At 38.7% G+C, this 25,749-nt stretch carries 34 protein-coding genes; 5 read left to right on the forward strand and 29 right to left on the reverse strand.

Annotated elements, in window-relative coordinates; genetic code table 11:
* Positions 1-48: 48 nt before the first annotated feature.
* The 5 genes from JG734_RS08160 to thpR are packed head-to-tail and all read left to right on the forward strand — an operon-like array spanning position 49 to position 4,257.
* Entirely contained in the window at positions 49-1,017 is a 969-nt protein-coding gene (locus JG734_RS08160; protein WP_201332799.1) for an ABC transporter substrate-binding protein, read from the forward strand.
* Positions 1,017-1,799 carry an ABC transporter permease gene (locus JG734_RS08165; RefSeq protein WP_201332800.1) on the forward strand — a complete coding sequence of 261 codons (783 nt, stop codon included), beginning with the start codon at positions 1,017-1,019 and terminating at the stop codon, positions 1,797-1,799. The genes JG734_RS08160 and JG734_RS08165 overlap by 1 nt, the downstream gene beginning before the upstream one ends.
* A complete protein-coding gene (locus JG734_RS08170) occupies positions 1,787-2,518 on the forward strand; it encodes an ABC transporter ATP-binding protein (protein ID WP_201332801.1) in 732 nt (243 codons plus the stop codon). The genes JG734_RS08165 and JG734_RS08170 overlap by 13 nt, the downstream gene beginning before the upstream one ends.
* A 2-nt stretch (positions 2,519-2,520) precedes the next feature.
* Entirely contained in the window at positions 2,521-3,750 is a 1,230-nt protein-coding gene (locus JG734_RS08175; RefSeq protein WP_201332802.1) for an NnrS family protein, read from the forward strand.
* A 9-nt stretch (positions 3,751-3,759) separates the two neighbouring features.
* Positions 3,760-4,257 carry an RNA 2',3'-cyclic phosphodiesterase gene (thpR, locus tag JG734_RS08180; protein ID WP_201332803.1) on the forward strand — a complete coding sequence of 166 codons (498 nt, stop codon included), beginning with the start codon at positions 3,760-3,762 and terminating at the stop codon, positions 4,255-4,257.
* On the opposite strand, the gene JG734_RS08185 is transcribed toward thpR, so the two are convergent.
* The 29 genes from JG734_RS08185 to JG734_RS08325 form a co-directional block, all read right to left on the reverse strand.
* Positions 4,230-4,544 (reverse strand): cupin domain-containing protein, encoded by a 315-nt coding sequence (locus JG734_RS08185; protein ID WP_236587035.1) that lies wholly within the window; start codon positions 4,542-4,544, stop codon positions 4,230-4,232. The genes thpR and JG734_RS08185 overlap by 28 nt on opposite strands.
* Positions 4,525-5,112: an AmmeMemoRadiSam system protein A gene (amrA, locus tag JG734_RS08190; protein WP_201332805.1), complete on the reverse strand. Its 588-nt coding sequence runs from the start codon at positions 5,110-5,112 to the stop codon at positions 4,525-4,527. The genes JG734_RS08185 and amrA overlap by 20 nt, the downstream gene beginning before the upstream one ends.
* Positions 5,105-6,886, reverse strand: coding sequence for a diguanylate cyclase (locus JG734_RS08195; protein WP_201332806.1), 1,782 nt, complete (start codon positions 6,884-6,886; stop codon positions 5,105-5,107). The genes amrA and JG734_RS08195 overlap by 8 nt, the downstream gene beginning before the upstream one ends.
* Positions 6,873-7,610, reverse strand: coding sequence for a tRNA (5-methylaminomethyl-2-thiouridine)(34)-methyltransferase MnmD (locus JG734_RS08200; protein ID WP_201332807.1), 738 nt, complete (start codon positions 7,608-7,610; stop codon positions 6,873-6,875). The genes JG734_RS08195 and JG734_RS08200 overlap by 14 nt, the downstream gene beginning before the upstream one ends.
* On the reverse strand, positions 7,603-7,950 hold the full coding sequence (arsC, locus tag JG734_RS08205; RefSeq protein ID WP_201332808.1) for an arsenate reductase (glutaredoxin): 348 nt from the start codon (positions 7,948-7,950) through the stop codon (positions 7,603-7,605). Before arsC ends, JG734_RS08200 begins: the two co-directional genes overlap by 8 nt.
* 8 nt (positions 7,951-7,958) lie before the next feature.
* Positions 7,959-8,255, reverse strand: a complete 297-nt coding sequence (locus tag JG734_RS08210; RefSeq protein ID WP_201332809.1) for a hypothetical protein — start codon at positions 8,253-8,255, stop codon at positions 7,959-7,961.
* Position 8,256: 1 nt separating this feature from the next.
* Positions 8,257-8,808 carry an S-ribosylhomocysteine lyase gene (gene luxS, locus JG734_RS08215; RefSeq protein ID WP_201332810.1) on the reverse strand — a complete coding sequence of 184 codons (552 nt, stop codon included), beginning with the start codon at positions 8,806-8,808 and terminating at the stop codon, positions 8,257-8,259.
* A gap of 16 nt (positions 8,809-8,824) precedes the next feature.
* Positions 8,825-9,226 (reverse strand): hypothetical protein, encoded by a 402-nt coding sequence (locus JG734_RS08220; protein WP_201332811.1) that lies wholly within the window; start codon positions 9,224-9,226, stop codon positions 8,825-8,827.
* Positions 9,226-10,224, reverse strand: coding sequence for a thiamine pyrophosphate-dependent enzyme (locus JG734_RS08225; protein WP_201332812.1), 999 nt, complete (start codon positions 10,222-10,224; stop codon positions 9,226-9,228). The genes JG734_RS08220 and JG734_RS08225 overlap by 1 nt, the downstream gene beginning before the upstream one ends.
* Positions 10,225-10,236: 12 nt before the next feature.
* Complete coding sequence (locus JG734_RS08230) at positions 10,237-11,454, reverse strand: 2-oxoacid:ferredoxin oxidoreductase subunit alpha (protein WP_201332813.1); 1,218 nt, start codon at positions 11,452-11,454, stop codon at positions 10,237-10,239.
* Positions 11,455-11,464: 10 nt separating this feature from the next.
* The gene (locus tag JG734_RS08235) at positions 11,465-11,896 is read right to left on the reverse strand and encodes a 4Fe-4S dicluster-binding protein (protein WP_201332814.1); all 432 of its coding nucleotides are present in this window, start codon (positions 11,894-11,896) and stop codon (positions 11,465-11,467) included.
* Positions 11,897-11,906: 10 nt separating this feature from the next.
* A complete protein-coding gene (locus JG734_RS08240; RefSeq protein ID WP_201332815.1) occupies positions 11,907-12,464 on the reverse strand; it encodes a pyruvate flavodoxin oxidoreductase subunit gamma in 558 nt (185 codons plus the stop codon).
* A 99-nt stretch (positions 12,465-12,563) separates the two neighbouring features.
* A complete protein-coding gene (locus JG734_RS08245) occupies positions 12,564-13,223 on the reverse strand; it encodes an HAD family hydrolase (RefSeq protein ID WP_236586856.1) in 660 nt (219 codons plus the stop codon).
* Complete coding sequence (locus tag JG734_RS08250; protein WP_201332816.1) at positions 13,208-14,707, reverse strand: peptide-binding protein; 1,500 nt, start codon at positions 14,705-14,707, stop codon at positions 13,208-13,210. The genes JG734_RS08245 and JG734_RS08250 overlap by 16 nt, the downstream gene beginning before the upstream one ends.
* Before the next feature lie 36 nt (positions 14,708-14,743).
* Positions 14,744-15,097 carry a rhodanese-like domain-containing protein gene (locus tag JG734_RS08255; RefSeq protein ID WP_201332817.1) on the reverse strand — a complete coding sequence of 118 codons (354 nt, stop codon included), beginning with the start codon at positions 15,095-15,097 and terminating at the stop codon, positions 14,744-14,746.
* Between the two features lie 61 nt (positions 15,098-15,158).
* Positions 15,159-15,548 carry a 30S ribosomal protein S9 gene (gene rpsI, locus JG734_RS08260; RefSeq protein ID WP_201332818.1) on the reverse strand — a complete coding sequence of 130 codons (390 nt, stop codon included), beginning with the start codon at positions 15,546-15,548 and terminating at the stop codon, positions 15,159-15,161.
* Position 15,549: 1 nt separating this feature from the next.
* Positions 15,550-15,969: a 50S ribosomal protein L13 gene (rplM, locus tag JG734_RS08265; protein WP_201332819.1), complete on the reverse strand. Its 420-nt coding sequence runs from the start codon at positions 15,967-15,969 to the stop codon at positions 15,550-15,552.
* A 77-nt stretch (positions 15,970-16,046) separates the two neighbouring features.
* Complete coding sequence (locus tag JG734_RS08270) at positions 16,047-16,541, reverse strand: FixH family protein (protein ID WP_201332820.1); 495 nt, start codon at positions 16,539-16,541, stop codon at positions 16,047-16,049.
* Positions 16,538-17,131, reverse strand: a complete 594-nt coding sequence (locus tag JG734_RS08275; RefSeq protein ID WP_201332821.1) for a TPM domain-containing protein — start codon at positions 17,129-17,131, stop codon at positions 16,538-16,540. Before JG734_RS08275 ends, JG734_RS08270 begins: the two co-directional genes overlap by 4 nt.
* 117 nt (positions 17,132-17,248) lie before the next feature.
* Positions 17,249-17,506, reverse strand: a complete 258-nt coding sequence (locus tag JG734_RS08280; protein ID WP_201332822.1) for a DUF4006 family protein — start codon at positions 17,504-17,506, stop codon at positions 17,249-17,251.
* Between the two features lies 1 nt (position 17,507).
* Positions 17,508-18,353 (reverse strand): c-type cytochrome, encoded by an 846-nt coding sequence (locus JG734_RS08285; RefSeq protein WP_201332823.1) that lies wholly within the window; start codon positions 18,351-18,353, stop codon positions 17,508-17,510.
* Entirely contained in the window at positions 18,350-18,559 is a 210-nt protein-coding gene (locus JG734_RS08290; RefSeq protein ID WP_201332824.1) for a cytochrome c oxidase, cbb3-type, CcoQ subunit, read from the reverse strand. The genes JG734_RS08285 and JG734_RS08290 overlap by 4 nt, the downstream gene beginning before the upstream one ends.
* Positions 18,560-18,561: 2 nt before the next feature.
* Complete coding sequence (gene ccoO / locus JG734_RS08295; protein WP_201332825.1) at positions 18,562-19,245, reverse strand: cytochrome-c oxidase, cbb3-type subunit II; 684 nt, start codon at positions 19,243-19,245, stop codon at positions 18,562-18,564.
* Between the two features lie 10 nt (positions 19,246-19,255).
* Positions 19,256-20,719: a cytochrome-c oxidase, cbb3-type subunit I gene (gene ccoN / locus JG734_RS08300; RefSeq protein ID WP_201332826.1), complete on the reverse strand. Its 1,464-nt coding sequence runs from the start codon at positions 20,717-20,719 to the stop codon at positions 19,256-19,258.
* A gap of 244 nt (positions 20,720-20,963) precedes the next feature.
* Complete coding sequence (locus JG734_RS08305) at positions 20,964-21,698, reverse strand: sulfite exporter TauE/SafE family protein (RefSeq protein WP_201333951.1); 735 nt, start codon at positions 21,696-21,698, stop codon at positions 20,964-20,966.
* Between the two features lie 12 nt (positions 21,699-21,710).
* Positions 21,711-23,771, reverse strand: a complete 2,061-nt coding sequence (locus JG734_RS08310) for a TonB-dependent receptor (RefSeq protein ID WP_201332827.1) — start codon at positions 23,769-23,771, stop codon at positions 21,711-21,713.
* Positions 23,772-23,823: 52 nt separating this feature from the next.
* Positions 23,824-24,057 carry a hypothetical protein gene (locus JG734_RS08315; protein WP_201332828.1) on the reverse strand — a complete coding sequence of 78 codons (234 nt, stop codon included), beginning with the start codon at positions 24,055-24,057 and terminating at the stop codon, positions 23,824-23,826.
* A complete protein-coding gene (gene carA / locus JG734_RS08320) occupies positions 24,051-25,196 on the reverse strand; it encodes a glutamine-hydrolyzing carbamoyl-phosphate synthase small subunit (protein ID WP_201332829.1) in 1,146 nt (381 codons plus the stop codon). Before carA ends, JG734_RS08315 begins: the two co-directional genes overlap by 7 nt.
* Complete coding sequence (locus tag JG734_RS08325; RefSeq protein ID WP_201332830.1) at positions 25,193-25,747, reverse strand: DUF507 family protein; 555 nt, start codon at positions 25,745-25,747, stop codon at positions 25,193-25,195. Before JG734_RS08325 ends, carA begins: the two co-directional genes overlap by 4 nt.
* Positions 25,748-25,749 lie beyond the last annotated feature (2 nt).

Consider the following 25,749-nt stretch of genomic DNA (forward strand, 5'->3'; position numbering starts at 1 on the left):
TATATAATTTTGAAATCTATTATCATAATCATAATCTAAAGGATTGATATGAAAAAAATGTTATTGTTACTCTCTGTGTTTTTGACATTTTCAATAGCATCAGAGAAACTTGAAAAAATTGTTATAGCAGGACCTTCTGCAAATGTATCTCATCCGATTTTTCGTATGATTGAGAGCGGGGCTCTCAAAAAGTATGCAAAAAAAATTGAGTTCAAACTTTGGAAAAATCCAGATCAACTAAGAGCGATGATTATCAATAAGGAAGTAGATTTTGTAGCGGTTCCAACAAACGTGGCCTCAATTTTATATAACAAAAATCAGCCAATTAGACTCCTTAATGTCTCCATTTGGGGGATTTTGCATATTTTAGTAAGGGATAAAAATATAAATACCCTTGAGAAGCTAAAGGGAAAATCGCTTCTTGTTCCTTGGAGAGGCGATATGCCAGATATCGTTTTACAGGCCATTATGAAACAAAAGAAATTAAGCTCTAAAGATATTCATCTTATTTACGTCTCCAATCCAATGGATGCAGCTAGCCAGCTTATCATGAGACGACAAGACAATGCCCTCTTGCCAGAGCCTGCAACATCGATGGTGCTTAGAAAAACACACTCTTTTCCTATAAGTATCGTTGCTCCAGAGCTTTATAGAGGAATTGACTTGCAACAAGAGTGGGCAAAAGCTTTTCATACAAAACCTAAAATTCCACAAGCCGGTATGGCAGTTGTTGGGAAAATGAGAGAAAACAAAAAAATTGTTGAAGCTTTTGAAAAAGCGTACATTGAGGCTATGCAGTGGTATAAAAGCCATCCAAAAGAGGCAGGAAAACTTGTTGTAAAATATGTAAAAATGTTTACACCAGAGGCTGTGGCAGACTCCATTAGCCATGTAAAAATGGAAGTTGTTAAAGCAAAAGAAGCAAAAAAAGATATTGAATTTTTCTTTGAAAAACTAAAAGAGCAAAGTCCAAAAATCATAGGTGGAAAACTTCCTGATGAGGAGTTTTACTACTGATGGATGCTCTTAAAAAAATCATCAAAGACTTTCCAAAATTTTTATGGAGTGGTTGGGGCTCCATAGCTGCTATTTTTCTTTTTATTGCAGCTTGGGATGTGGGCAATCAAATTTATGGGGATATGATTTTGCCCTCCCCTTTGCAAAGCTTTCAAAGTGTTTTAGAGCTGTTTCAAGACAAAGAGTTTTTAGAGAATCTTTCTATTACAATTAATAGAGTGATTGTTGGATTTGGTCTCTCTCTTTCAATTGGAACGCTCCTTGGCTTAATAGCCGGTTTTTTTATTACAGCCTCCGTTGCAAGCCGTCCAATCATTACAATTTTAATGGGAATGCCACCGATTGCCTGGATCGTTTTGGCGATGATTTGGTTTGGTATGGGAGATATGACGGTTGAATTTACCGTATTTGTCGCATCTATGCCAATAGTATTTATTGGGGCTTTGCAGGGAACAAGAACGCTAGAGGATAAATTTGAAGAGATGGCAGATACTTTTAAAGTGCCAAAGTTGATGAAATTTACCGATATTTATCTGCCTCATATCTTCTCTTATATCTTTCCTGCTTGGGTCAGTGCTCTTGGAATGGCTTGGAAGATCGTTGTAATGGCGGAGCTTTTGGCTACAAGCGATGGTATTGGTGCGGCTTTGGCAATGGCTAGAAGTCAGCTTGATACCAAAACAGCTCTTGCACTTGTTGTTATCATGATTGCTCTTTTAATGATTGTAGAGTATATCTTTTTAGAACCTATTAAAAAAGAAGTGGAAAAATGGCGCGATTGAAGGTAGAGCATCTGACATTTTCTTTTGGATATAAAACAATCCTTGAGGATATCAGTTTTGAAATAGATGAAGGAGAAGTTGTCTCAGTTGTAGGACCAAGTGGTGGAGGAAAAACAACACTTCTTAGGCTATGTGCGGGTCTACTGGATAGACAGGAAGGAACGATTGAAAATAGCTTCAAAACACAAGCAATTGCCTTTCAAGATGCAAGACTGCTTCCATGGAAAAATGTGCTTGATAATATCGCTTTTGGTCTCAAAGCTCAAGGAGTTTCTAAAAAAGAACGCATCAAAAGAGCAAAAGAGATTGCTTTGAAATTTGATTTAGAAGAGGATGATTTTGAAAAGTTTCCAAAAGAGCTGAGTGGTGGGATGAGTCAAAGAGTCTCATTTGCTAGAGCCCTTGTCACAAAGCCAGAGCTTCTTTTTTTAGATGAGCCCTTTTCAGCTTTGGATATTGGTCTCAAAAGAGAGCTGCAAAACCATTTGATTGAGCTTATCGATAAAAAAGCAATTACTATTTTTTTTATAACACACGACTTAATGGAAGCAGTGAAACTGAGCGATAAGATTTTTGTGCTTGAGCCAGATCCGGGTAGAATCGTTAAAACTTTCACAATCGATATTCCACAAAGCAAAAGAGACGATAGCTATGTTTACAGCGAAACTGCAAAGCTGTTACAAGATCCTTATATTATAGAAACGTTTGAACTGGAGTAAATATGGCAGCTACAAAACATTATGAATCCTATCCCAAAGGAGCTTTTCCTACCTATCTTGCTTACGGTTTTCGCCCGGCCTTTTTGCTGATGCCTCCTTATATGATTCTTTCAATTCTTCTTTGGGTGCTTTACTACAATGGTTATATTGCTTTGCCATTTATTGGTGATGGCATGAGCTGGCATATCTACGAGATGCTTTTTGGAGTAGGATTTTTGGGAATGGCTGCCTTTATTTTAACAGGAGCACCTGAGCTTTTTCCTGGAACCGTTCCAATTGTTGGAAAAGAGTTAGCTGCTCTTTTTGGATTTTGGATAGTAGGTAGAATTGCCTTTTGGACGATGGGAGTTATTGGAGTCTATCCGGCAGCGATTATTAACATAATCCTCTTTGCCTGGCTTACCCTTTTGGTTATCAAGCCAATCTTGAAAGATCCAGCCAAACGCCATGTCAGTATCGCCTATACCTTTATAGCCGTGCAAGTTGCACAAATTTGGTTCTTTTTAAGCGCTGCAGGAGTTGTAAAAACAGATCCTTTAGATGTTTTAAAGCTCAGCCTTGGCGTATTTTTGATTCTTATTATTCTTGCAATTCGCAGAGTAAACACAGAAGCTGTCAATGAGATTTTAGAACATGAAGGGTATGAAGAGATCTTTTTTGCAAGACCTCCGGCATATAACTTGACAATTTTTATGATTGCTCTTTTTAGCGCACTTGAATTTTTCTTTCCGCAAAACAGAGCATTAGGCTGGGTGGCTTTAGGCACAGCAAGTGCAGCTTTGGCAATTTTGAATGATTTTATCAATTATGAAGAGACAAATATTTTATTTAAAAAGCTCATTTTCTCATTAGAGCTCGTTCCAATTCTTATAGCTATTGGTTATGGACTCATTGGCTATAACTATTTAACCGGAATGAAACTTTTTAACGGAGATCTTTTGCATATGCTTACAACCGGTGCATGGACACTTTCGTTTTATGTGGTTATGATTGTTGTTACGATTGTTCATACTGGAAGAGATATCGCCAAAGCAAGAGACAATTTTATCTGTTTGGGAACAGTCTCTATCATTATCGCAGCACTGCTTAGGACAGCTGTTGCCTTTTATCCTGAGTATGCACAACTGCTTTATTTTCTCTCTACTCTTTTTTGGATAAGTCCTTTTGTTATCTATATGATACGATATTATAAATGGTTATTGAGCCCAAGGGCTGATGGTCTTCCTGGATAAAGGAGTATGATGAGACTTTTTATAGGTAGTTTTGCTCACATTCCAAAATATCAAGAAATAAAAAATAGTTTCTCATTTCTAGAAGGAAAGTGGGTAGAAAAACGCAATCTTCATCTTACATATATTTTTCTTGGCGAGATAGAAACTCCAAAACTTATAACACAGAAATTAGAAAATTTTTCTCCAAATCTTTCGCCTTTAAAAATAGAAGGACTGGGCTTTTTCGGTAATCCTGCCAAAATATTATATGCAAAAGTCGATGACCAATCTTTGAGTGATGTGGTCAAAACACTCCAAGAGAGACTAACAATAAATATTGATAAACCCTTCATTCCCCACATAACACTATGTCGCATAAAAAAGGTCCATAATTTTAAGCGCTTTGTAACCACAGTAAAAAGTTATGAGAAAAAAGAGCTTGGCTTTATTGAGCCAAAAATCCAACTTATTCAAAGTATACTTACGCCAAAAGGGCCTCGCTATATTCCGTTACACTCTTTTATATGAATTGCTAACCAAAGAGAACCTGGTACTACTTCTACAAGAGTATGTGGCATATATGCAGGAATAAAGAGATTGTCACCAGGCTGAAGATGGTACAGTCGTCCTTCCATTTTTAGTTTTGCTTCACCTTTAAGCAATACAACCCATTCATCAGTTTCATCTTTAAAATGTTTTGGAGTTTCTACCCTGCCTGAAACAATACGTACAATTTCTACCTTTTCATTCATAAAAAGAGTTGTAAAATCTTCATCCTTTCCTGGAATAGTGTATTTATAGAGATTTAAAATCATCTTCACTAAATTTTTCTACCTGATATGTAAATATCTGCGGATGATACTCAAGGCAATTTGCCGGAAGGCCGGCTTTGAGACAAAGATGTGCAAAAAATTGATCAAAATCTGGCAATTCTTCCCAAACTTGTGGCAAAAATGTTGCCTGGCGGCCATCAAGCTTAAGAACTACTCCATCGACGCCGGGACGAATCTTTTGACGCAAATCTTCAATATCTTTATACTCAAGGGGCTTTGGCTCACTCAAAAGGGATATCTCTATTGTTATTTTGTCAAACTCCTCTGGGCTCAATGGTGGAAATCTTGGATCTCCAAATGCTGCTGCTTTTGCATTCTCTATCAAATCATCAATGAGAGGTCTATAGGCTACTAACGAACCGATACATCCCCGTAGTGAACTTCGCTCATTTATTGTCACAAACACTGCGCCAGGTTCAGCAAGTCTAGGGAACATTTGTATCAGGCGCTGTTTGACTTCATCATTGAGCTCTTTATGCCCCAAAAATTCCTCTTTTATTGCAATACGGGCAATATTGAGCATTGCCCTTTTGAGATTATCATCAATCATCTTCGTCTCCTTTATATACAAGTCTGTTTCTTCCTAATTTTTTTGCCTCATATAAAGCCTCATCAGCCCTTTTATAGAGGCTATGGACATCATCACCATCTCTATATTTTGCCACACCTATACTAATAGTTACTTGACCATATACTCCCTCAAATTTATGTGTCGCAATTTTCCTGCGCACATCTTCTAAAAGTTCGAGCACTTTTTGGACGTTTGTAGTTTCAAAGATTATGAGAAACTCCTCCCCACCTATGCGGAATATGAGATCACTTTTGCGAAATTCGTGCTGTAAGATGGCGGCAATTTCTCTAAGAACCACATCTCCTACATCGTGGCCATAAGTATCATTGATCTGTTTGAAATAATCAATATCAATCATTGCAAAGAGCAGATCTGTTTGGAGTGTTGCAGCTTTTTTGATTCCCTCATTGGCAACTTTTTCAAAGAAGTAGCGATTGTAAAGCTTAGTCAGAGGATCTATGATTGCAAGTTGTTGGAGTCTTTTTTGCTTTTGATACTTTTGTGTTATATCAATAAAGATTACTACAAAATCTTCTTCATTGAGTCTACTCGCTTTGACCTGGAAAATATACTCTTGCTCTTTATAGCGCACCTTTGCATAATACTCTTTATCAGGATGCGCTAGGATATACTCCGTCCACTTTTTACCTTCAATAATCGCATCGATAAATCCTTCTTCATGAACGAAGAAATCACATATACACTGATGCTCGCGCAAAAACTCCTCTAAATTTTTATAATCATTGAAGTATTGAAAGAAGGTGCTATTGGCATATTTCATTGTAAAGCCATCATTAATAATCACAATCTCTTGGATCTTATCAAGAATCGTCGCAAAATACTCATACTGCTTACGCAATTTTTCAACCATCTCTCTATTGAATATTTTCATAATGATTAAAATTGTAAAAATAAATAAAACAATCATAAAAATAACACGATATATGAGAGACTTACTAATAAAGTCTGTGAGTACTGCATTTTTCTCTTTACTAAATACTATCCATCCCAAAATTTCGCCTTCAAGATCCTTAAGAGGATAGCGATAAAAAATCTGCCCATTGATTGCTAGAGGTTCATTGCTGTACAAAACCTGTTCAATATCTATATTTTGTATCTGTTCAAGAAGCTGTGGTGATGTATTGGAGTTGACAACTTTATACTCTCGTACCATACGATGCAGCTCTTTTGCATAACTTTTATACTTTTTGTCAAGCAAAACAACTGCTTCAATTCCTATACGTTGCAAATCTTTCACAATGGAGTTAAACTGACTAAAAGTTTCAAGATATCCTTGGAGCTTACCCTCGATAAAAATTGGTACAAATGCTCCAAAATGGATACCACGACAATCTAAAACAATATCAGTTTTATAGCTGTTCTTTTTTTGTGAAAACTTTTTACATGTATTGTAATGTATAATTTTATATGTAGCATAGAGTATAGTGGCATTCGTGTCAACAATGGCAAAATGGATGTTTTTGTAATTGGTATATCTGCGTAAATTTTTACTAATTTTTTCCAGATATGGTACTTTATGCTTTAAAAAATACGGCTCAATATCTTTGTGCTCACTTGTTGCTATTGCCAAAGCAAGGGTTGAGTTTTTTTTCAAATTAATCTCATTATCAAGTACAAGTTTTGTTTGTTTTTTAAATTTTGCAATAAATGACTTTTGAATATCATAGAGATTCATCGATGCTAATGCCACAAAGAATCCTATCACGGTAAAAATAATACTATAGCGTTTCAATATCTTCATCCTTTATAGGCTTTGCGCATGAGCGCATCTTCTTCGTTTCCATATCTATGCGTCTAAGAGGAAGCTCTTTTTTGCTTGCAATCGTCATTGGCTTGAGGCTGCCAAGTTTTAGTTCATATACCTTTAAACCAACTTCATGAAGCGCGAGTCTCACAGGAGTTGCTTGCGAATAGGTTGTAAGGATTCCATCATCTGTAAGGAGTTTTGCTATATCTGTAAAATACTCAACTGTCCAAAGAATCGGATTTTTCTTGGGACTAAAAGCATCCTGATAAACAACATCAATAGCATGAAGGCTTTTGATATACGCTCTCGCATTACCTATAAAAAGCTCTATTGTAATATTGTCACTTTGAAATCTTTTTGTTCGTAAAAGTTCCAATAAAATCTCTTTGTAGGGTGCTAATTGTTCAGGATAAGTAAAATCTGGAAGCAGTTGTAAAAGATTCCTGTCAAGTTCGGGCGAAAATATCTCTATAGATTTCACACGATCTTGATGGAAAAAGTGATAGAGTGTTGCAAGTGTATTGATACCTAGCCCAAAACAGATATCAAGAATGCGCAAATGCGGTTTGGAGCAGAAAGTAAAAGCTGGGATGACATGTTTTTGTAAAGCTTCGGTGAGTGCCCCATCTTTGGTGGAATGGTAACACTCATCAAACTCATGCGAATAGAGAGTCAAACTCCCATCATTACTTTGACGAATCTCATACATCTTCTATTAGTTCTTTAAACTTTTCGGGAGGCCTTCCCAAAACAGCTTGATCTCCTTTGATAAGAATAGGACGCTCAATGAGCCTTGGATGCTCGCACATCGCTTTGAGAATCTCCTCTTCGCTTGCATCTTTGAGGCCGAGTTCTTTATAGAGTTTTTCCTTTTTGCGCACAAGTTCACTTGGTTTCATACCAAGTTTTTGCAAAACATCTTGCAACTCTTGGCATGTTGGTGGTTCATCAATATAGCGGCGCACCTCCACATCGAGACCTTCTAAAAGCTTGTATCCCTCTCTGCTCTTTGCACATCGCGGATTGTGCCATAGAATATACTCTGCCATATCTACTCCTACATGATCTCATCAAGCTCACGAAACATCAACGCTTCGACGATCTCATCTATACTCATACCAGCTCGCGCAAGGAGTGCTCGAGCGCCCAGCTCATACGCTTCATCAAGATTATCATTTTTATCTGGAGTTATTATATAGTCAAAAAAGTCTTGTGGAAGTGCATCGAAAAAATTGATTGCTACTATTTGCATCCCTTCACCAAGCTCTAAAAAAGCGTAGCTTGTTGCTTCTTTTGTAGGAGCAACAATACTCTCTTCTTTATTGACACTTTTTACTGGTATCACTATATGCACGCTACTCTCCAATAACTTCTACACTCTTTGGATCTACATCACACTTATGCTTGTCAATTGCACCCAGATCCAATTTCAACTCTTCATTGTTCATAATACCTATACCACTTTCCACCACATATTTAGCTATTCTTTGTGCTTTATTGAGTGAGTGCATATAGCAGCTTCCACACTGGTAGACATTGAGCTCTGGAATATCTTCAATGCTTTTGAGTGCTAGTATGTCACGCATACTCTTTTCCCAGGCTTGTGCAACACTGAGTTCATCGGGTCTACCAATCACACTCATATAAAATCCCGTGCGACATCCCATAGGTGAGATATCTATGATCTCAACATCATCACTATTGAGATGACTGCGCATATATCCTGCAAAGAGGTGCTCCAAGGTATGTGTACCTTTGACACTCATGATCTGTTTGTTTGGCTTGACAAAACGCAAGTCATAGACAGTAATTGGATCACCGGATGGTGTTTGCAACTCCTTGGCTTTTCGCACTGCAGGCGCATGCATTCTTGTATGATCTACTAAAAAACTCTCTAATAGAGGCATATTTTGTTCCTTTAAATTATTCTACAATAGTATTGAGTGAAGAGTTTTGCGCTTCTAAAACGTTTTGAATTGCTTTGGAGATAATATCATCAGCATCTATATTGTGCTTGCAAGCAACACCGATAGATATTTTACTGTTTGGATAGAGCTTTTCTAAGGCGTAGAGGATTTTATTTGCAACTTTTGCATGGGAATCTGGTCTATTGGCAAAAAAGAGAAGCGAGTAGTAGTGATCATCAATTTTGGCAAATCTATCTGCACAACGAGTATTTGAAACAATTATCTGCGATATATCTTCACTGCCATCAAAGGCAATAAGCATGAGGCAAAAAGGAAGTTCGTATCTTTTGGAGATACACTCAAACTTCCTAACTTCCTCCTTAATTTTTTCTTTGATTATCGGGTAGATATAACCCATTAGACTCCAGCCTCTTCTCTTCTTTGGAGATACTCCCATCTTGTATCGACAGCTTTTTGCCATAGATCAATAATGTGTCTATTCTCTGGTTTGAAGAGGTGTCTAAATCTTGGCTGTGCAGCAAGATACTCCTCTACCGGAATTTTATTCTTTGGTCTATAGGTAATATTGAGCTTCGTGCTATAGATAATTCCGTGCTCATCACGCTCATTGATAATCTCATAGAGTGGCCATACACAGCTCTCGACTCCAAGATCACTCACTTCTATAGTATCTTCTGGAGCGTGCTTCCACTCAGTTGTACAAGCACTTTGAGCATTGATATAGACAGGTCCATAAACTTCAAAACCTTTTTGCACCTTTTTGATTAAATCTTTCCATTTACTTGGACTTACCTGCGCAACATAGGGTGCACCATGATCTGCCATGATCTCTACCATGCTTTTTTTCATCATCTTCTCACCATAGCTCACACTACCAGCTGGACTGGTTGTCGTACTTGCTCCTATTGGTGTAGATGAACTCCTTTGCCCTCCAGTATTTGCATAGACCTCATTGTCAAGACAGACATACATGAAGTTGTGACCTCTCTCAAATGCTCCACTGAGTGACTGAAAACCGATATCATATGTTCCACCATCACCTGCAAATGCAACGATTTTTGGCTCTTTTCCCTCATCTACCATCTTTTGCGTTGCTGGTGGGAGCTTGCCCTTTTTCTTCATTACTTCATATGCCGCACTTACAGTTGCTGCTGCAACTGCTGCATTTTCAAATCCGATATGGATCCAACTTACATCCCAGCTTGTCTTTGGATATACCGCCGTACATACTTCCAAACATCCTGTCGCAGTAGCAACAATGACAGGATCATCTGTCGCATTGAGAACTTCTCGCACAATAATATTGTGCGAACATCCAGGACACATAAGGTTTGCGCCCTCAAATCTATCATTTGATAGTGACAACTCTTTTAGATTTTTGATCTTTTTTACCATCTCTTCCCCCTCTTAATAAAACGATAACTTCGGACCTCTAAGTCCCAAGAATTGCTGCAATGGCACAACAGCTTTGCCAGCTTTTGCACACTTATCAAGATCTTCATATACCTCTTTGAGCATATCGATCGTAGTATCGCGTCCACCAAGACCATAGATGTAGTTGAGCATTACTGGACTCTTGCCATGTGCTAGCATAGTAGCACTAACTTCATTGAAGAGTGCACCAAAAGTTCCGCCAGGAGCACTTCTATCCATTGCAGCCACTGCTTTGACATTTTCTAGAGCTTTTGCAACCTCTTTGAACGGGAACGGTCGAAGAACTCTCAGACTCACAACGCCAGCCTTAATGCCCTTCTCTCTCATCTGATCAGCTGCAATGCGCGCACTCTCTACAGTAGTTCCAAGAGCAAAAATTGCCACATCCGCATCATCCATTTTATATGTGTAGACAAGGTCATACTCTCGTCCGGTTCTTTCCTTAAACTCATTAAAGACTTTTTTGATAGTATCAAATGAGTTCATGAGGTCGTGGTGTTGACGCGCTTTATGCTCAAAGTGCCAATCCTCTTCAGTCTGCACGCCATGCGTTACAGGGTTTGCAACATCAAGCATAGTATTTACAGGTTTATATTCACCTACAAACTCTGCAGCCTCTTCATCTTGGAGAGGGCGAACATTTTGTGCAGTATGCGAACAAATAAATCCATCTTGATGCACCATAACTGGAAGGCGGACATTAGGATCTTCACCAATTTTAAAAGCCATAAGTGTAAGATCATACGCCTCTTGTGGATTGTATGAGCACAGATTTATCCACCCAGCATCTCGTCCAAGATACATATCTGAATGATCTCCGTTCACGTTGAGTGGAGCTGCCAAGGCACGGTTAACTACTGTGAGAACAATTGGGAGTCTCATACCACTTGCTTGGTAGAGCACCTCGACCATAAGTGCAAAACCTTGTGAACTTGTAGCAGTTGCAGCACGCACACCTGCAGCACTTGCAGCCACACATCCACTCATTGCTGAGTGTTCAGACTCAACCATAATAAATTCACCATCTACATACCCATCAGCTAAAAACTTAGAGTAGTTTTGCACGATTGGTGTTGAAGGTGTAATAGGATAAGCTGCTACAATATCTACCTGCGCTTGGCGCAGTGCATGGGCAGCAGCCATGTTTCCATCCCAAACCTCTACTTCATTTAATTCAAACTTTTTCGCCATTTGCTATCCTTTACTTCTTCTCTTCTTTTTTGGGCCACATACTAAGTGCTTCATTGTTATCCATATGCTCTGGAAACATCAAAAGTGATTTTGGATTAGTAGGACATACTTCCACGCATATACCACAACCTTTGCAGTGCTCATAAATAACGCCGATCATCTTTTTATCACGACTAAGTATTGAAATATCTGGACAAAATACCCAACAAAACTGACAATCGATACAGAGGTCTCTGTTATAGACAGGTTTTTCTACTCTCCAATCCCCTACTTGCCATTCATGGGAGTTTGTAGGAGCATATGGCCTCTCTTCCATAGGTACCTCGACTACATCCTCAACAGGCTCAGTAAAAGAGAAGAGCGCTGCACCAGGAATAAGCTCATTCCAGCCTAATTCATTAATCTCTTCTACCTTTTTTATCTCTTTCATATCTTTTGCCATAAACGATCCTTTATTTCACTTCATTGTAGGCACGCTCAATCGCCGCCATATTTGCATCGATGATTTTTTGTGGAAATTTTGCAAGAACTTTTTTCATCGCATCTTTAAAATAATCAAGCTCAAACATTCCCGAAACTTTCATCAATGCTCCAAGCATTGGAGTATTCGGAATGGCTCTTCCAATGGTATCGAGCGAAATTTGCATACAGTCCACTACATACACCTCTTTGCCTTCCAACTTTGGCTGTGATTTGATAAGCTCCTCTTTGGAAAGGTGTGTCGTGATGATATATTTTGTATTCTCTTTTTCATTTGCAGTAATATCAGCAGTATATGTAAGACCTGGGTCAATTACCAAGACATAGTCTGGTCTCATGAACTTTTCGTGATTGAGAATTGGCTGTTCATCAACTCTGTTGTATGCAGTCATCGCCGCACCACGTTTTGCAGATCCATAAAAGGCAAAAGCTTGTACATATTTTCCTGTATTAGCAACTACATCGGCTAAACCTTTAGCCCCTGTAACTGCCCCCTGTCCAGCACGACTATGCCATCGAATCTCTAACATTTTCTCTCCTATCGCTATTTGTTATTAAATTGTAATCAACTCCATCTTAAATACTCATTAGAACCTATTATGTCTAATTAAAGATGAATTTACTCTTAGTTATACCAATTGACAAACTCTTTTTATAAACGCTACTCCCTCAAGGGGTGTTGCAAAGAGGTGGCGGCTGCACTTTTGCATATGCTCTTTGGATCCATAACCGCATGATACACCAATACCAGTAATGTTTGCAGCATGTGCTGCCTCCATATCGAGGCATGTATCACCTACCATAAAACTATTTTGTAGGTCACTTTCAAGATGGTGCATCGCTTTGAGAATTGGCTCTGGATGGGGTTTGTGGTGCAAAACATCTTCAGATCCAACCAACACGCCAAAATAGCTCATCAATCCCATATATTCCAAAAGCTCCCTTGAATATTTCCCTGTTTTTGTAGTCACAACTCCAAGCTTTGCAAAAGTCGCAGCCTCTTTGAGAGCTTCGCGTGCAGTAGGAAGGAGCTTTGTCTTTTCTTTGAAGATTTTGCGATACTCTACTTTATATCTTGTAACATACTCTTCTACATTCTCTTTAATACCCAGATGGCGAAACATGAAATCGAGAGGATGACCAATAAGTGTCAAAATCTGTTTATCTTCGGGGGGCTCTTTGCCAAAGAAACGAAACGCTTTGTGAAAAGATTCTAATATCGCTTCGGTTGAGTCGATTAAAGTTCCATCAAGATCGAAAAGAATCGTACACTTCACGGCTTGATCCAATCGATCTCATTATGCATTATGCCAACAATTGATGGTTCAACATTTTTGATCTTTGCATTTACTGCTGTAATTGCATTTGGAATATATAAAAAGATATAGGGAGAATCTTGAACAATATGATCAAAAATTTTTTTGTAAATCGAAGCTAACTTCTCTTGATCTATTGTTCCTTCGGCTTGTTCAATGAGTATGTCTACTTGGTCATTTTTATAGCTTACAAGATTAAATCCTCCAAGCCTGGCACTTTTGCTATGCCAGATACTAAATGCATCTGGTGTGAGCCCTAGTGACCAGCCAAGCAAAACTGTATCAAATTTCCTTGGAGTAACTACTGTATTTAAAAAAGCCTGCCACTCCATTGCGCGAATTGTCACTTTCACACCAATTTTTGCTAGCTGATATTGAATAATCTGTGCTGCATACATACGCAAGGAGTTGTTTGAATTGGTAGCTATCTCAAAGACCAAAGGATGCTCTTTGGTATAGCCAGCCTCTTTGAGTAGCTCTATTGCTCTTTTTGGATCATATGGAGCTGGCTTGATGGTAGGATCATATGCAAAAGTGCCTGGCATAAAAGGACCAGTGCAGATGCGCGCATGGGAAAAAAACAATAGATCTATGAGAAGCTTTTTGTCGATTGCCATATCGATGGCTTTGCGCACACGAATATCTTGAAATTTTTTGCGCTTGAGATTGAAGCCAAGATATGTATAGCCATGGCTCATCTGCTCATAAATCTTGTAATGTGTTTTAAACTTACTACCAATCTGCCTCTCATACTGCAGTGGTGAGAGACCACCTACATCAAGCTTAAATGATTTGAGCATCAAAAATTCTGTGGCTGGGTCTGGGAGAAAGTGATAGACAATCTTTTCTATGTGGGGTTTATGCTCAAAATAGTGAGGATTTGCATAGAGCGTAATATCTTGTGAAACATTGAAGCTTTTGAGCATATAGGGCCCTGTGCCGATTGGATGCTGATTGAAGCTACTTGTCATAATATCTTTTTCGTTCTGCAAGATGTGTTTAGGTACAATCCCTAGCATCCATATCTGCAAGGCTTTGAAGTAGGGTTTTTTATACGTAATGAGTACTTTGTGGTCATCAAGAGCTTTGATAGACTTTACATAGCGAAAATCGCTTGCATAAGGTGTGAATATCTTTGGCGAAGTTATAAGCTTGTAGGTAAATATTACATCTTCAGCACTAAAGGGCTCTCCATCATGCCAAGTAACTCCTCTTCTAAGTGTTACAAGAAGATGCCTATTATCGAGAAATTTCCACGATTTTGCAAGATCTCCTACGATTTTACCATTTTTATTATATTTAAAGAGTCCATTGAAGATCCATCCAGCGATTTCAGCACTGGCACTATCTGTTGCAAGTAGTGGATTTATGCGAGATGGACTTGCACTAATTGAAAGATGCAGAGTTGAAGCAAAGAGTGATATTGAAAAAAGAGCTATACATATGAAACGTTTCATAAATCCTCCCAGCATTGCTGGGAAAATTGTACCATTTTATTGCACAGGCTCGAAGCTATTGCCTTCAGCTGCCCAAGCATAGATCCCACCAGCTAAGTGGGCTGCATTTGCATACCCAGCTTGATTTGCTAAGAAGTTGCCAACACTTGCGGTCCTGCTACCTGTACGACACACAAGCACAAAAGGTGTCTCTTTTGTAGGAACATACTTTTGAAACTCTTGCATAAAACTTTCTATATTATAGTTTCCGTACTCATCAAAAAATGTGAGAAGTTTTGATCCAGGAATCACTCCCGTTTGACGCCACTCACCAGGTGTTCGTATGTCAATAAGAACGACGCCTTTATTGGCCAACTCTTTTACCTCTTGAGGAGATAAATCCTTCAACATTTATAAATCCTTTGATAGCATAAAAATATTGGGAGTGGGCAAAAGCCCAAAAAGAAGAAAATTATCTTTTTGAAAATTGTGGAGATCTTCTTGCTTTGTGCTTTCCGTATTTCTTTCTCTCAACAACACGAGCATCACGAGTAAGAAGGCCGTGAGGTTTGAGAACTTGTCTGAGACTCTCATCTAGCTGGCACAATGCCTTAGAAATTCCATGCTTGAGGGCATCAGCTTGTGCACTATAACCACCGCCGAGAGTTGTGGCTACAATATCTACACTCTCTTCCATTTTTGTAAGAGTCAATGGAAGTCTTACACGAAGTTTTAAAGCTTCATGGCCACCAAGCCACTCATCAAGAGTCATACCGTTGACAATAATTTTCCCACTTCCTTTTGTAAGCCAAACTTTAGCAGCGGCTGTCTTTCTCTTTCCTGTTGCATAGTATCTGCTCATCTTAGTTTCCCTTCACTTGTGCTGTATGAGGATGTTCGCTTCCCGGATAGACTTTAAGTTTTTTAAGCATAGCGCGGCCAAGTTTTGTTTTTGGAAGCATACCGCGAGTAGCTAGTTTAAAAAGTTTTTCAGGATTCTTTTGGCGAAGCTCAGCAAGCTTTTCACTTTTGACTCCACCAAAATATCCAGTGTGTCTATGATACTCTTTGTTCTCTTTTGCACCACTCACTTTTACTTTTGATGCATTAATAACGACTACGTAATCACCGCAATCTACGTGTGGTGTATAGTTTGGTTTATGTTTACCACGAAGAAGTGTTGCAATTTCAGTCACCAAGCGACCAAAAGTTTTACCTTCTGCATCAATAACATGCCATTCTCTTTGCACTTCTTGAGGTTTTGTCATTTTTGTAAATTTCATCGCTTACAACCCTTTACCAGATTTGATGTGAAATATTACTTTTTGATAGCTTTAATTTCGCTTAATTTTAGTATTTTTTAAGCTTTTACGAGCATATCGCGGAGTGTAGACATCTTATATTTTTCAAATACTGTTAGTTTATCTACATTGAGCTTGACAATAATATTCCATCTGCCTTTGAGAGGGAGCTTTGCTTTTGCGATATACTCACCATCTTGGAACACGGCTTTTGTTTTGATGTCATATTTTGTAGTCTCTGGTCTTGTAAAGAGAACAATTGCTTGTGCATCTTTTAGCACATTACCATTTTTATCTACTATTTTAAATGCAAAAGCAGCATCTGGGAAACCCAGTTTTTTTGTAAGGGGAATGAATTTGTAGTTTTTATTGAACTCTTTTTGCATCTTTAAAATATCGTAGATGTCTTTATCTACATCTTGATATTTCATCATATAGCTATTATCAAGCTCTACAGGGTTATCTATAGCAGTCTTTACCGTCCAGACTCCCATAGCTATAGCAAAGAGCACAAGTCCGATAATGAAATGTGGCCAATAGTTTTTGCTTGTCATCGCTTTATAAATCTCCTATAGATAAAATTGCCTAAAATCAAGGCGATTATAGAATAAAAGAGTATACGCATCCAATAATATATATTTCTATTGGTATTTCCTATGGCTGATTTAAGTTTGATTTGCTTTTTATCTGCTATTTGCTCAGCAATTTCAGAATATCCATTGAGTATTGCAGCCTCAACTGCTGCGTGAGGATTTTTAAAATGTGCTGTGAGAATTGGAATTATTGTTCCTTTCCAAGGAAGTGGACTAAGAATTGTCTCTGCATCGACTAAATTTTTAGGATTTTGCACAATATCTACTTTTTTGTCTTGAAGACTAAGTGTTAATAGTACAAAAGGGGGTTGCAATTTTTTGGCAATTGCAGATTCATACTCTTTTATCTTTTTACCCTCCATGGATTTTATAACAACAACGAATACTTTCACACCTGTTTTACTCGCAAGCTCATTACCAATTTCATTAATTTTATCGACCGTTTTTTGGGGCAGTATATTGTCATTTTTTAAAATGAAGTTATTGGCAAAAAGAAGTGAGGAAGAGAGAATTAAAAGGGCAAAAGCCCTTTTAAAAAGAGTGTAAGACATTAACCTACGTAAGCATGAAAAGGAGTCGCTACTGCCCACAAAGAAAGCGCCGCCATTCCAAGCAGCATCCAACCAATGATTGCTTCAAACTTATCTACCATGATAGCCTCCTCTGGCTTATTTTTCGAATTTATACTTATGCAGTGTATCTCCACCTACTGGTGTACCATGCACAATGATATGTTTTTCATTTTCAAGATCTGGACCAAACATTTTGATACCAAATGGATCTACTACTTCATAGTGTTGCTGTGCAGTAGCATTTTGTGTCTTGATTGCAGCTGTAGTCAAAAATGCCAAAATACCCAAGAGCAATGCAACTGCTATGAAATATCCAGTAAGACCATGTAATGACCAAATGCTTCTATTTTCCATTTTAAGCTCCTTCACTTAGTGAGCGGATGTATGTAGCAACCGCTTTTTCTTGTACAGGAGTGAGTCTACCTTTGAATGAAGGCATGTGTCCAATAATACCTTTTTTACCATGTTCAAGAACTTTTGCGATTATGGTGTCATCATATTCTCTAAGGTTTGGTGCTTGACCGCTCATACCACGGCCATCTGGTCCGTGACATCCTGCACATACGTTTTGGAATACCTCAGCACCTTTATCGTTACCTTTGAAGCCATTAGCTACATATTCAGCAACTGCTTCAGCATCTGCGCCACTAGTAAGTCCTGGAGGCATCATCCCTAGAGGATAGCCAAACTGTCCATTTGGGTTTCCAAGAGCAGCTGAACCTCTTGCAATGACATCAAGAACCTCTTTTTTAAGAAGTCTTCTTGTCAAGTCTTGTGCTTTTCCCTCAATTCCTGTTCCATCAATTCCGTGACATGGAGAACACTGTACCAAGAAAACACCCTCACCCATACCAAGAAGATCCTCTTTTGTAGGGTTAGCCCATTTGCTTTGGAATTTTGCGTTATATGTTTTTACCTCTTTATTATATTCACCTATTTGCGAATAAGCATTGAGAGGATATCCTACAAGCCAGTACCAAGCTCCCCAGATGATTGTACCCATAAATGCCAAAGACCAACCAATTGGAGAGTTGTTTTTATATTCGCCGATTCCATCCCAATTCTCTTCTTTGAGGACACCCTCACTCTTACCCTCTTTGATCTGCTTGAAGTATTTAGCTGCCACACCAATTGTCAAGATCAAAATAGCAGCAGCACCAAGCAGAGCCAACTGGTTGACATTATCGCTTAACCAATTCATTTTGACTCCTTAGTGTTTTCTTCTTCTAAAGGCTCTACCGGGGGAGATGTGAGCTCATCATCGAGCGCCATCTTCCCATACTTTTCGTAATTTCGTTTACCTTTTTTCTCGCTTCGATACAAGTGGATAATGTATCCATAGAGCACTATTGTCAAGAAGATTACTAGCACGAAATACGCTATCCCTTGTATCAGCTTGATATCCATACCTATTTCAACCTGTTAAGATATGCGATAAGTGCAACAATTTCAGGGATTTTGCCCTGTTTTACCATATCTACAAGATCTTGACGTTTAGTCTCTTCAGCAACTTTAAGCGCATATGCAAGTGCGCGTTTTTTTGCTTCATCAAAGCTTCCCAATGGAACGTCTACTTTTCCATCACCGTCTATATCTTTATCATATGGAACGTTGAATACTTTTTTCACTGTCAATGCTTCTGCATACGCTGTCTCAAGGTCTGCCACATTTGTAAACATATGCTTATATGCTGGCATGATAGATCCAGGAACTACGCTTGTTGGATCCCACATATGGTTTGCATGCCAATCACTTGTACGATAGTTACCTACTCTGTGAAGATCTGGACCAGTTCTTTTAGATCCCCACAAAAATGGTCTATCATATGCATATTCCCCATTGAGGCTGTACATACCGTAGCGGTCTGTTTCACTCTTGAATGGACGAATAAGTTGTGAGTGACAAGCATTACAGCTATCTTTAATATATACTTGTCTTCCTGCAAGTTCAAGCAAAGAGTAAGGTTTAGCTCCTGCAACTGGGCGAGACTGCTGGGCGAAATCAGGAACGATTTCGATGAGCCCAGCAAACGCGATGACTACAAAAACTCCGACTGCGAAAAAGAACGGATTTCTTTCTAACCAACCAAACATTCAAGCCTCCTTATCCAGCCATCGGTGAAGCAAATGCAGGCTCTTTTTCGATTTGCTTAGCCGCTGTCATAGTTTTATAGAAGTTATATGCCCACATAAATAGACCAATGAAATAGAATAGGCCACCAATACCTCTAAGTGTATAGTAAGGATGCAGTACAGTTACAGTATCGATGAAAGAGTATGCAAGGTTACCATACTGGTCAACTGCTCTCCACATCATACCTTGAGTAATACCAGCAATCCACATGCTTGAGAAGTAAAGAACGATACCTGTTGTTTGGAGCCAGAATTGCATTTCAAGAAGTTTTTTGCTGTAAATTTCTCTTTTGTAAAATCTTGGAGCCATGTGCATAATAGCTGCAATGATCATGAACCCAACCCATCCAAGAGTACCATCATGTACGTGTCCTGGAATCCAATCAGTAAAGTGCGCAAGTGCGTTAACTGATTTGATTGATTGAATTGGACCTTCAAGAGTTGAGAGCATATAGAAAGTTGAAGCCAATACCATAAACTTAATAAGTGGGTTTTCTTTTAGTTGTCCCCATTCACCTTTCATAGTAAGAAGCATATTGAGCGCACTACCCCATGAAGGTAGAATGAGAATAACTGAGAAGATTGAACCCATAGTTTGCATCCAATCTGGGACAGTTGAATAGATAAGGTGGTGACCACCAGCCCAAAGATATACAAACATCAATCCCCAGAATGAGAGGAGTGAGAGTTTATATGAATAAACTGGCTGGCCAGACTCTTTTGGAAGATAGTAGTAGATCATTGCAATGATAGGTACAGTGAAAACAAATGCAACAGCATTATGACCAAACCACCATTGTACCATCGCATCGTTTGTACCTGCATACATACTAACTGAGTGGAGTGGATCACCCATTCCAGTTATAAGGTAAGTTGGTACTTCCATGTTGTTGAAAAGGTAGAGCATTGCAACACCAAGGAATGTAGCAATGTAATACCACATAGAGATATAGAGCGTTTTTTCTCTTCTAATACCGATAAGACCAAAGATAGAGATACCCCAAAGTACCCAAATAAGAACTACTGCAATATCAAGTGGCCACTCAAACTGCGCATACTCTTTTGAAGTAGTATAGCGAGCGAGCAATGACACTACTGCTGCAAGTGCTGTGAAGAAGTAGAGCCAAAAATGTAGCTTCGCAATACCTTGCAAAAATTTACTCTCTGCAAGACTTACCTTTAAAACTCTTTGTCCTACATAATACCATGTAGCCCAAATACCGCTGAGCGTAAAGCCATATGCTACTACATTAGTGTGAATTGGTCGAAGTCGACTAAAAAGACTATACTGACCAGCAACATAGTTAAGCTCAGGAAAAGCCAGCTCAAAGGCGATCCATACGCCTATACCCATCCCCAATATACCGAACAAGATAGCTAGATAGCTAAACCATCTTGCAACGGTATAATCATACTCGATTGCAGGATTTTGCATCTAAGACCTCCTATAGAATTTGTCATAACGATGACATACCATTACGGAGGTTATTATATGCAATCAAACTTGTAAAAAACCTTAAACAGCAAAGAAATAAGTATTAGTATAAATATTCAGATTATTTTCAGCTTTCGTTCAATTCCCCAATTTTTCGTAGCTGTTGTAAATACTATGTAGCAAAACTTTAAATTTTGTACTATTTTTATTACTTTTTATTCACTTTTTGATTAATGACAATTATTTATATTTTATGCATCTGCTGCATCATGTGATGCATATGCATCTTCATCATTCCTGGATGTGTCCAGATCATATAGCCTTTATAAATGAGATAGATCCCATAAAGAGCAATAATAATAGCTGCAATCTTGATCATCAAAAGCCTAAACGAAGAGCTTTTTAAAAATCCTGCAACAGTGCCTAAGCCAAACATTACCGGAATAGTCGAGAGACCAAATACAAGCATCACAACAGCACCCCAGAATGGACTTCCTGTAGCTGCTGCACTTGCAGCAAAGAAGTAGACAAGACCGCAAGGGATAAAGCCATTGAGCACTCCAAGCAAAAAGAAACTTCCAAGTGATTTAGACTTGATGAGTCTACTAAAGATGGTGCGAAAGAGTGGAAGATTTGTAAGATTTGCTTCTATGGAGGTGAGAAATTTGATATTACCTGAGAGGCTGAGCCCCATAAGAATCATAACTACACCTATCAGTACAAAAAGCAATGCATGGGTGGTAGGAGAAACCATAAAAATCGAACCCAAAGCGCCAAAAATAGCGCCAATGAGCATATACGCAATTACTCTGCCTATATTATAAACAAAGTGCGCCAGCGATTGAGATATTTTGGATGTTTGTGGATCAATCTTGGCTGTAGTATATGCTACTACAAATCCTCCACACATCCCTACACAATGCCCCAAACTACCTAAAAATGCAACTGTTGCGATACTTAAAAAATCTATTGTATTGATGGTTAGATCCTTTTAAAATCTTTTTACGATATTAGCATAAAAAAATCTTCCTGGCTCATTGATAAGCACTGGGTTTCGCCCACCAATAAGAGACCTTCCAACATATGTATTATTCATCGCATATGTTTTATCAAATATATTATCTACTCCGATTTGTAAATCCAGAGCATCGCCAATATACTTAGAGAGTTTCCAGTTTACTACTGTCCATCCATCGATCTTTTGCTCTCCATTTCCAGCATCATAGTTATTCCAAGAGCTACTCGCCAACCCTTCAACCATCCAATAAATATCGCCATTATCAAAGCTCAGTGCTACTCTTGCATGCAATGGTGGAATCTGTGCCATATCTTTATCGCCACCTGTATGGCCAAAGCTATCTTTTTCTCCTCTTTGATAACTAAGAGCTGCTTCGATCATATAAAAGTCACCAATACTTCTTTGCGCATCCAAGGAGAATCCCCAAATATGAGCATCGATATTATCCCATGTGAGGTAGTATTTGCTTGGATTGCTATTGCCCACATTGGAGCGATATGCATATATAAAATCATCAACATTGCTATAAAAGAGCTCCGCATTGATATGAGTCTGGTCAAAGGTCGCATCAATTCCTACATCAAACTCTTGATTTTTTGCCTCTTTGAGATCTGGATTGCCTCTGCGTGACCAGTTGCCGCGCATAAAACCTATAAAATAGAGTTCTTGTCCATCAGGTACACGCACACCTCTGCCATAACCAAAATATGTTGCGATATTCTCATCCCAGTGATAAGTCACTTTCATGTTGTATGATAGATCATTGAAGGTGCGTTTTTCGTGCCCTTTATAGTAGTTTTGAATAGCACCAATAGAAGCGATTGTTGGGTCTTTGAGATTTTTGGCTTTAATTGATGTATCATCGTAGCGAAGGCCTGCTTGGAGATCCCAATTATCAATATTCTTTCCAACTTTCAAAAAGAGAGCACTATTGAGAGTATGCACATCAGGAATACGTACCTGCTTTGGCTGCCATATAGGCTCTTTATAACATTTTCCATTCCATAGTCTCAAGGATGAGTCGATTCCTGCACTCCACACAGCACCCAAAGTATCAAAACTGTTGCGCAGTTTCAATCCTTTGACAACACTCTTGACATGGTGCGTTCTATACATCATAGGATTATTGGCGCTGTTACGAAATTCCGTTCCCATATTGTGCACAACAGAAGAGTAGTAACTACTCAGCTGCAGCTCTTTTGAGAATTGGCTTAAATTATTTATGGTGTATTTGCCATTGACCATGAGCGTCTTATCAAGCTGTGCATCCATTTGAAATGCTGGATAGAGAACATTGGTGGCTTTATCTGTATACATTGCCAAATCAAGGCGTTGATTGGATGTTGGTTTATAAAAACTCTTTATATGAACACTTGATCTTGTGTACGCGTCTATATCTTTATACTTCTCTTGGTATGCGTTTGGATCGTTTTTGCCAAGCTTCGCCCAGTTTTGTTCCACGAGTGTTTTGCCGCTCCCATCTTCATACTGCCCAGCATTCTCATAACTTACTCCAAAACTCACACCAGCCTTCTTATCAGCTGCACTTCCCTTAGCTTCAAATTTTTTATATGAAAAACTCCCTAACATTGCATCAAGCATTGTATGGAGACCAGGAGTCGGATCGGCACTCTGCACTACTACAGCACCACCCATACTTCCAAAATTTTCTACATCAAAAGGTCCTTTGACAACACTGATACTCTTTACATCAGTAATAGAAATATGCATAAGAGGTGGATCCATGCGATTGGGACATGCACCATATATTTTTGCACCATCTACTAAAATATTGATATCATCTCTTTTGAATCCGCGTAGCACGATATCGTTGCCAATAGCGCTAGCGCGCACCATATTGATAGAAGGAATGTAGTTTGCAAGTATTTGGGCAAGATCTTGTTGGCGCGAGAATTTTAACTCATCAGTATTGAGAGACTCAAGTGCTTGGGAAGTAATAGAGATCTTTTGGATAGTGAGTGAATCAGCAAGAAGGATACTACTAGCTAGAAAAAGGCCTAATGATACACGCATCGGACTTCCTTGTTATTTTTTGTAAATATAACAAGGAAGTGTTAAATGATTGTTAATCTTTATGAGAGCATTTGGCAAGCTCAATATTTTTAATTGATTCAAGTCTACCCAAAAGCTGATTGAGCTCTTGGATATTCTTTTGGCACTCTTCTTCAAGTTTTGCTTTTTTCTCTTTGACAACCTCTATCTGCTTATCGATATCTTCAATACTTAACTTGCAGTTTTTGGCCATTTCCTCCTCTTTTTGCAAAACCCATTCGGTCATCTTTTTCAAAAACTCTAGCATCTTTTCTCCTTATTTTGTAAGATTAAATCGCGAAACTCTTTGAAAATATAGCGACTATCGTGTGGACCTGGTGAGGCCTCGGGGTGATGCTGCACACTAAAGACCGGCCCATCTTTATAAAAAACACCCTCAATAGTTCCATCAAAAAGATTTTTGTGTGTGATGAGCGCCACTTTTTCTATACTATCTGGCACATTATAGTTGTGGTTTTGTGCCGTAATTTCTACTTTTTTACTCTCTTCGTTACGCACAGGGTGATTTCCACCGTGATGGCCAAATTTGAGCTTAAATGTCGGATAACCATGAGCAATAGAGAGGAGCTGGTGTCCAAGGCATATTCCAAACATCGGAATTTTTTCCTCTAAAAGTCTTTTGATATTTTCATGGACTTGCTTTAAAATCAATGGATCACCAGGGCCATTAGAGAGGAAAACACCATCTACTTTGCCCTCTTTATATTCTTGAATTATCTGCTCTACGCTAAAATCGTGAGGAATCACCTCAACTTCAAGTTCAGCTTCTACGAGGTTATTGAGAATATTGCGCTTGACACCAAAATCGTATACATAAATTTTGGCTTTTGGGGTCGGAGCATCTTTGTAACGAAAATTTTTGGCATCATATATGGCATAGGTATGTTTATACGGTTTTTTTGTAGAAACAGATTTAATATAATCTACCTCTTCTATTCTTGGAGCAGCAGCCAAAAGCTTTGCAAGCTCATCTTCATCACTAACTTCTGTTGAGGCAATCATCATACAAGCACCCTTGTCGCGGATGGTTTTTGTAAGATATCTTGTATCTATATCACATATACCCATTACATCAAATTCACGCAAGAGAGCCTCAAGCGACTTTTGTGCTCTAAAGTTAGAGTAGCGAGGCTGATACTGGCGCACTATGATACCCTTTGCCCAGGCACTACGGCTCTCAAAATCCTCATCATTTACGCCCACATTCCCTATTTCTGGCATCGTAAATGTGACAAACTGCCCTGCATAGCTTGGATCTGTAACAATCTCTTGATAGCCAGTCATTGAGGTGTTGAAGACTATTTCTCCTGTCTTTGTCCCTTCGGCTCCAAAGCTGTGCCCTTCAAGCATAATTCCATGCTCAAGATAGATCCAGACCTTTTTCATAGAAGCATTCCTCTCTTTTTGAGCTCATCTTCAAACATTCTTGTATAAACAAGTTCAAACTCTTCAGTACCTGGAATGAGCTTTTTTTTGTAGTGACTGATCTTTTCTAGTACAATATCTTCAACCTCATCATAGCTTTTTATATATTTTTCGATTGCATCATAGATGATATTTTTGATGCGGTTGTCTGCTACAGTATAGTTGATAAGATCCTCATCATAGAGTTTTTTGAAAATTTTATGGGCTATATCGTTATATTTTTCTTCATAATTAAGAATCACACCATACTCAGGCGCTAGTTTCTTTTTGATAAGCCAAAAGAGCTGCTTGGAATCAGCCATATTAAACTCGATCTCATCCTCATTCTCTTCCATAATCTCTTTGACTCTCTCATCCAAAGCCGCCTCTTTTTTGAGCTCTTGTTCAAGAACCTCTTGTGCTGCACGCACTACAGGCTCCACGCCTTGCGTAAACGTTACCATATTGCTATTGAGCAGATCGATTGCTATTTTGTTGGCCACATATGGCGCATGAGGAAGTCGCAAACGCATAA

Origin of the sequence: Nitratiruptor sp. YY09-18, from assembly GCF_016593235.1 — a bacterium.
GTDB lineage: Bacteria > Campylobacterota > Campylobacteria > Campylobacterales > Nitratiruptoraceae > Nitratiruptor.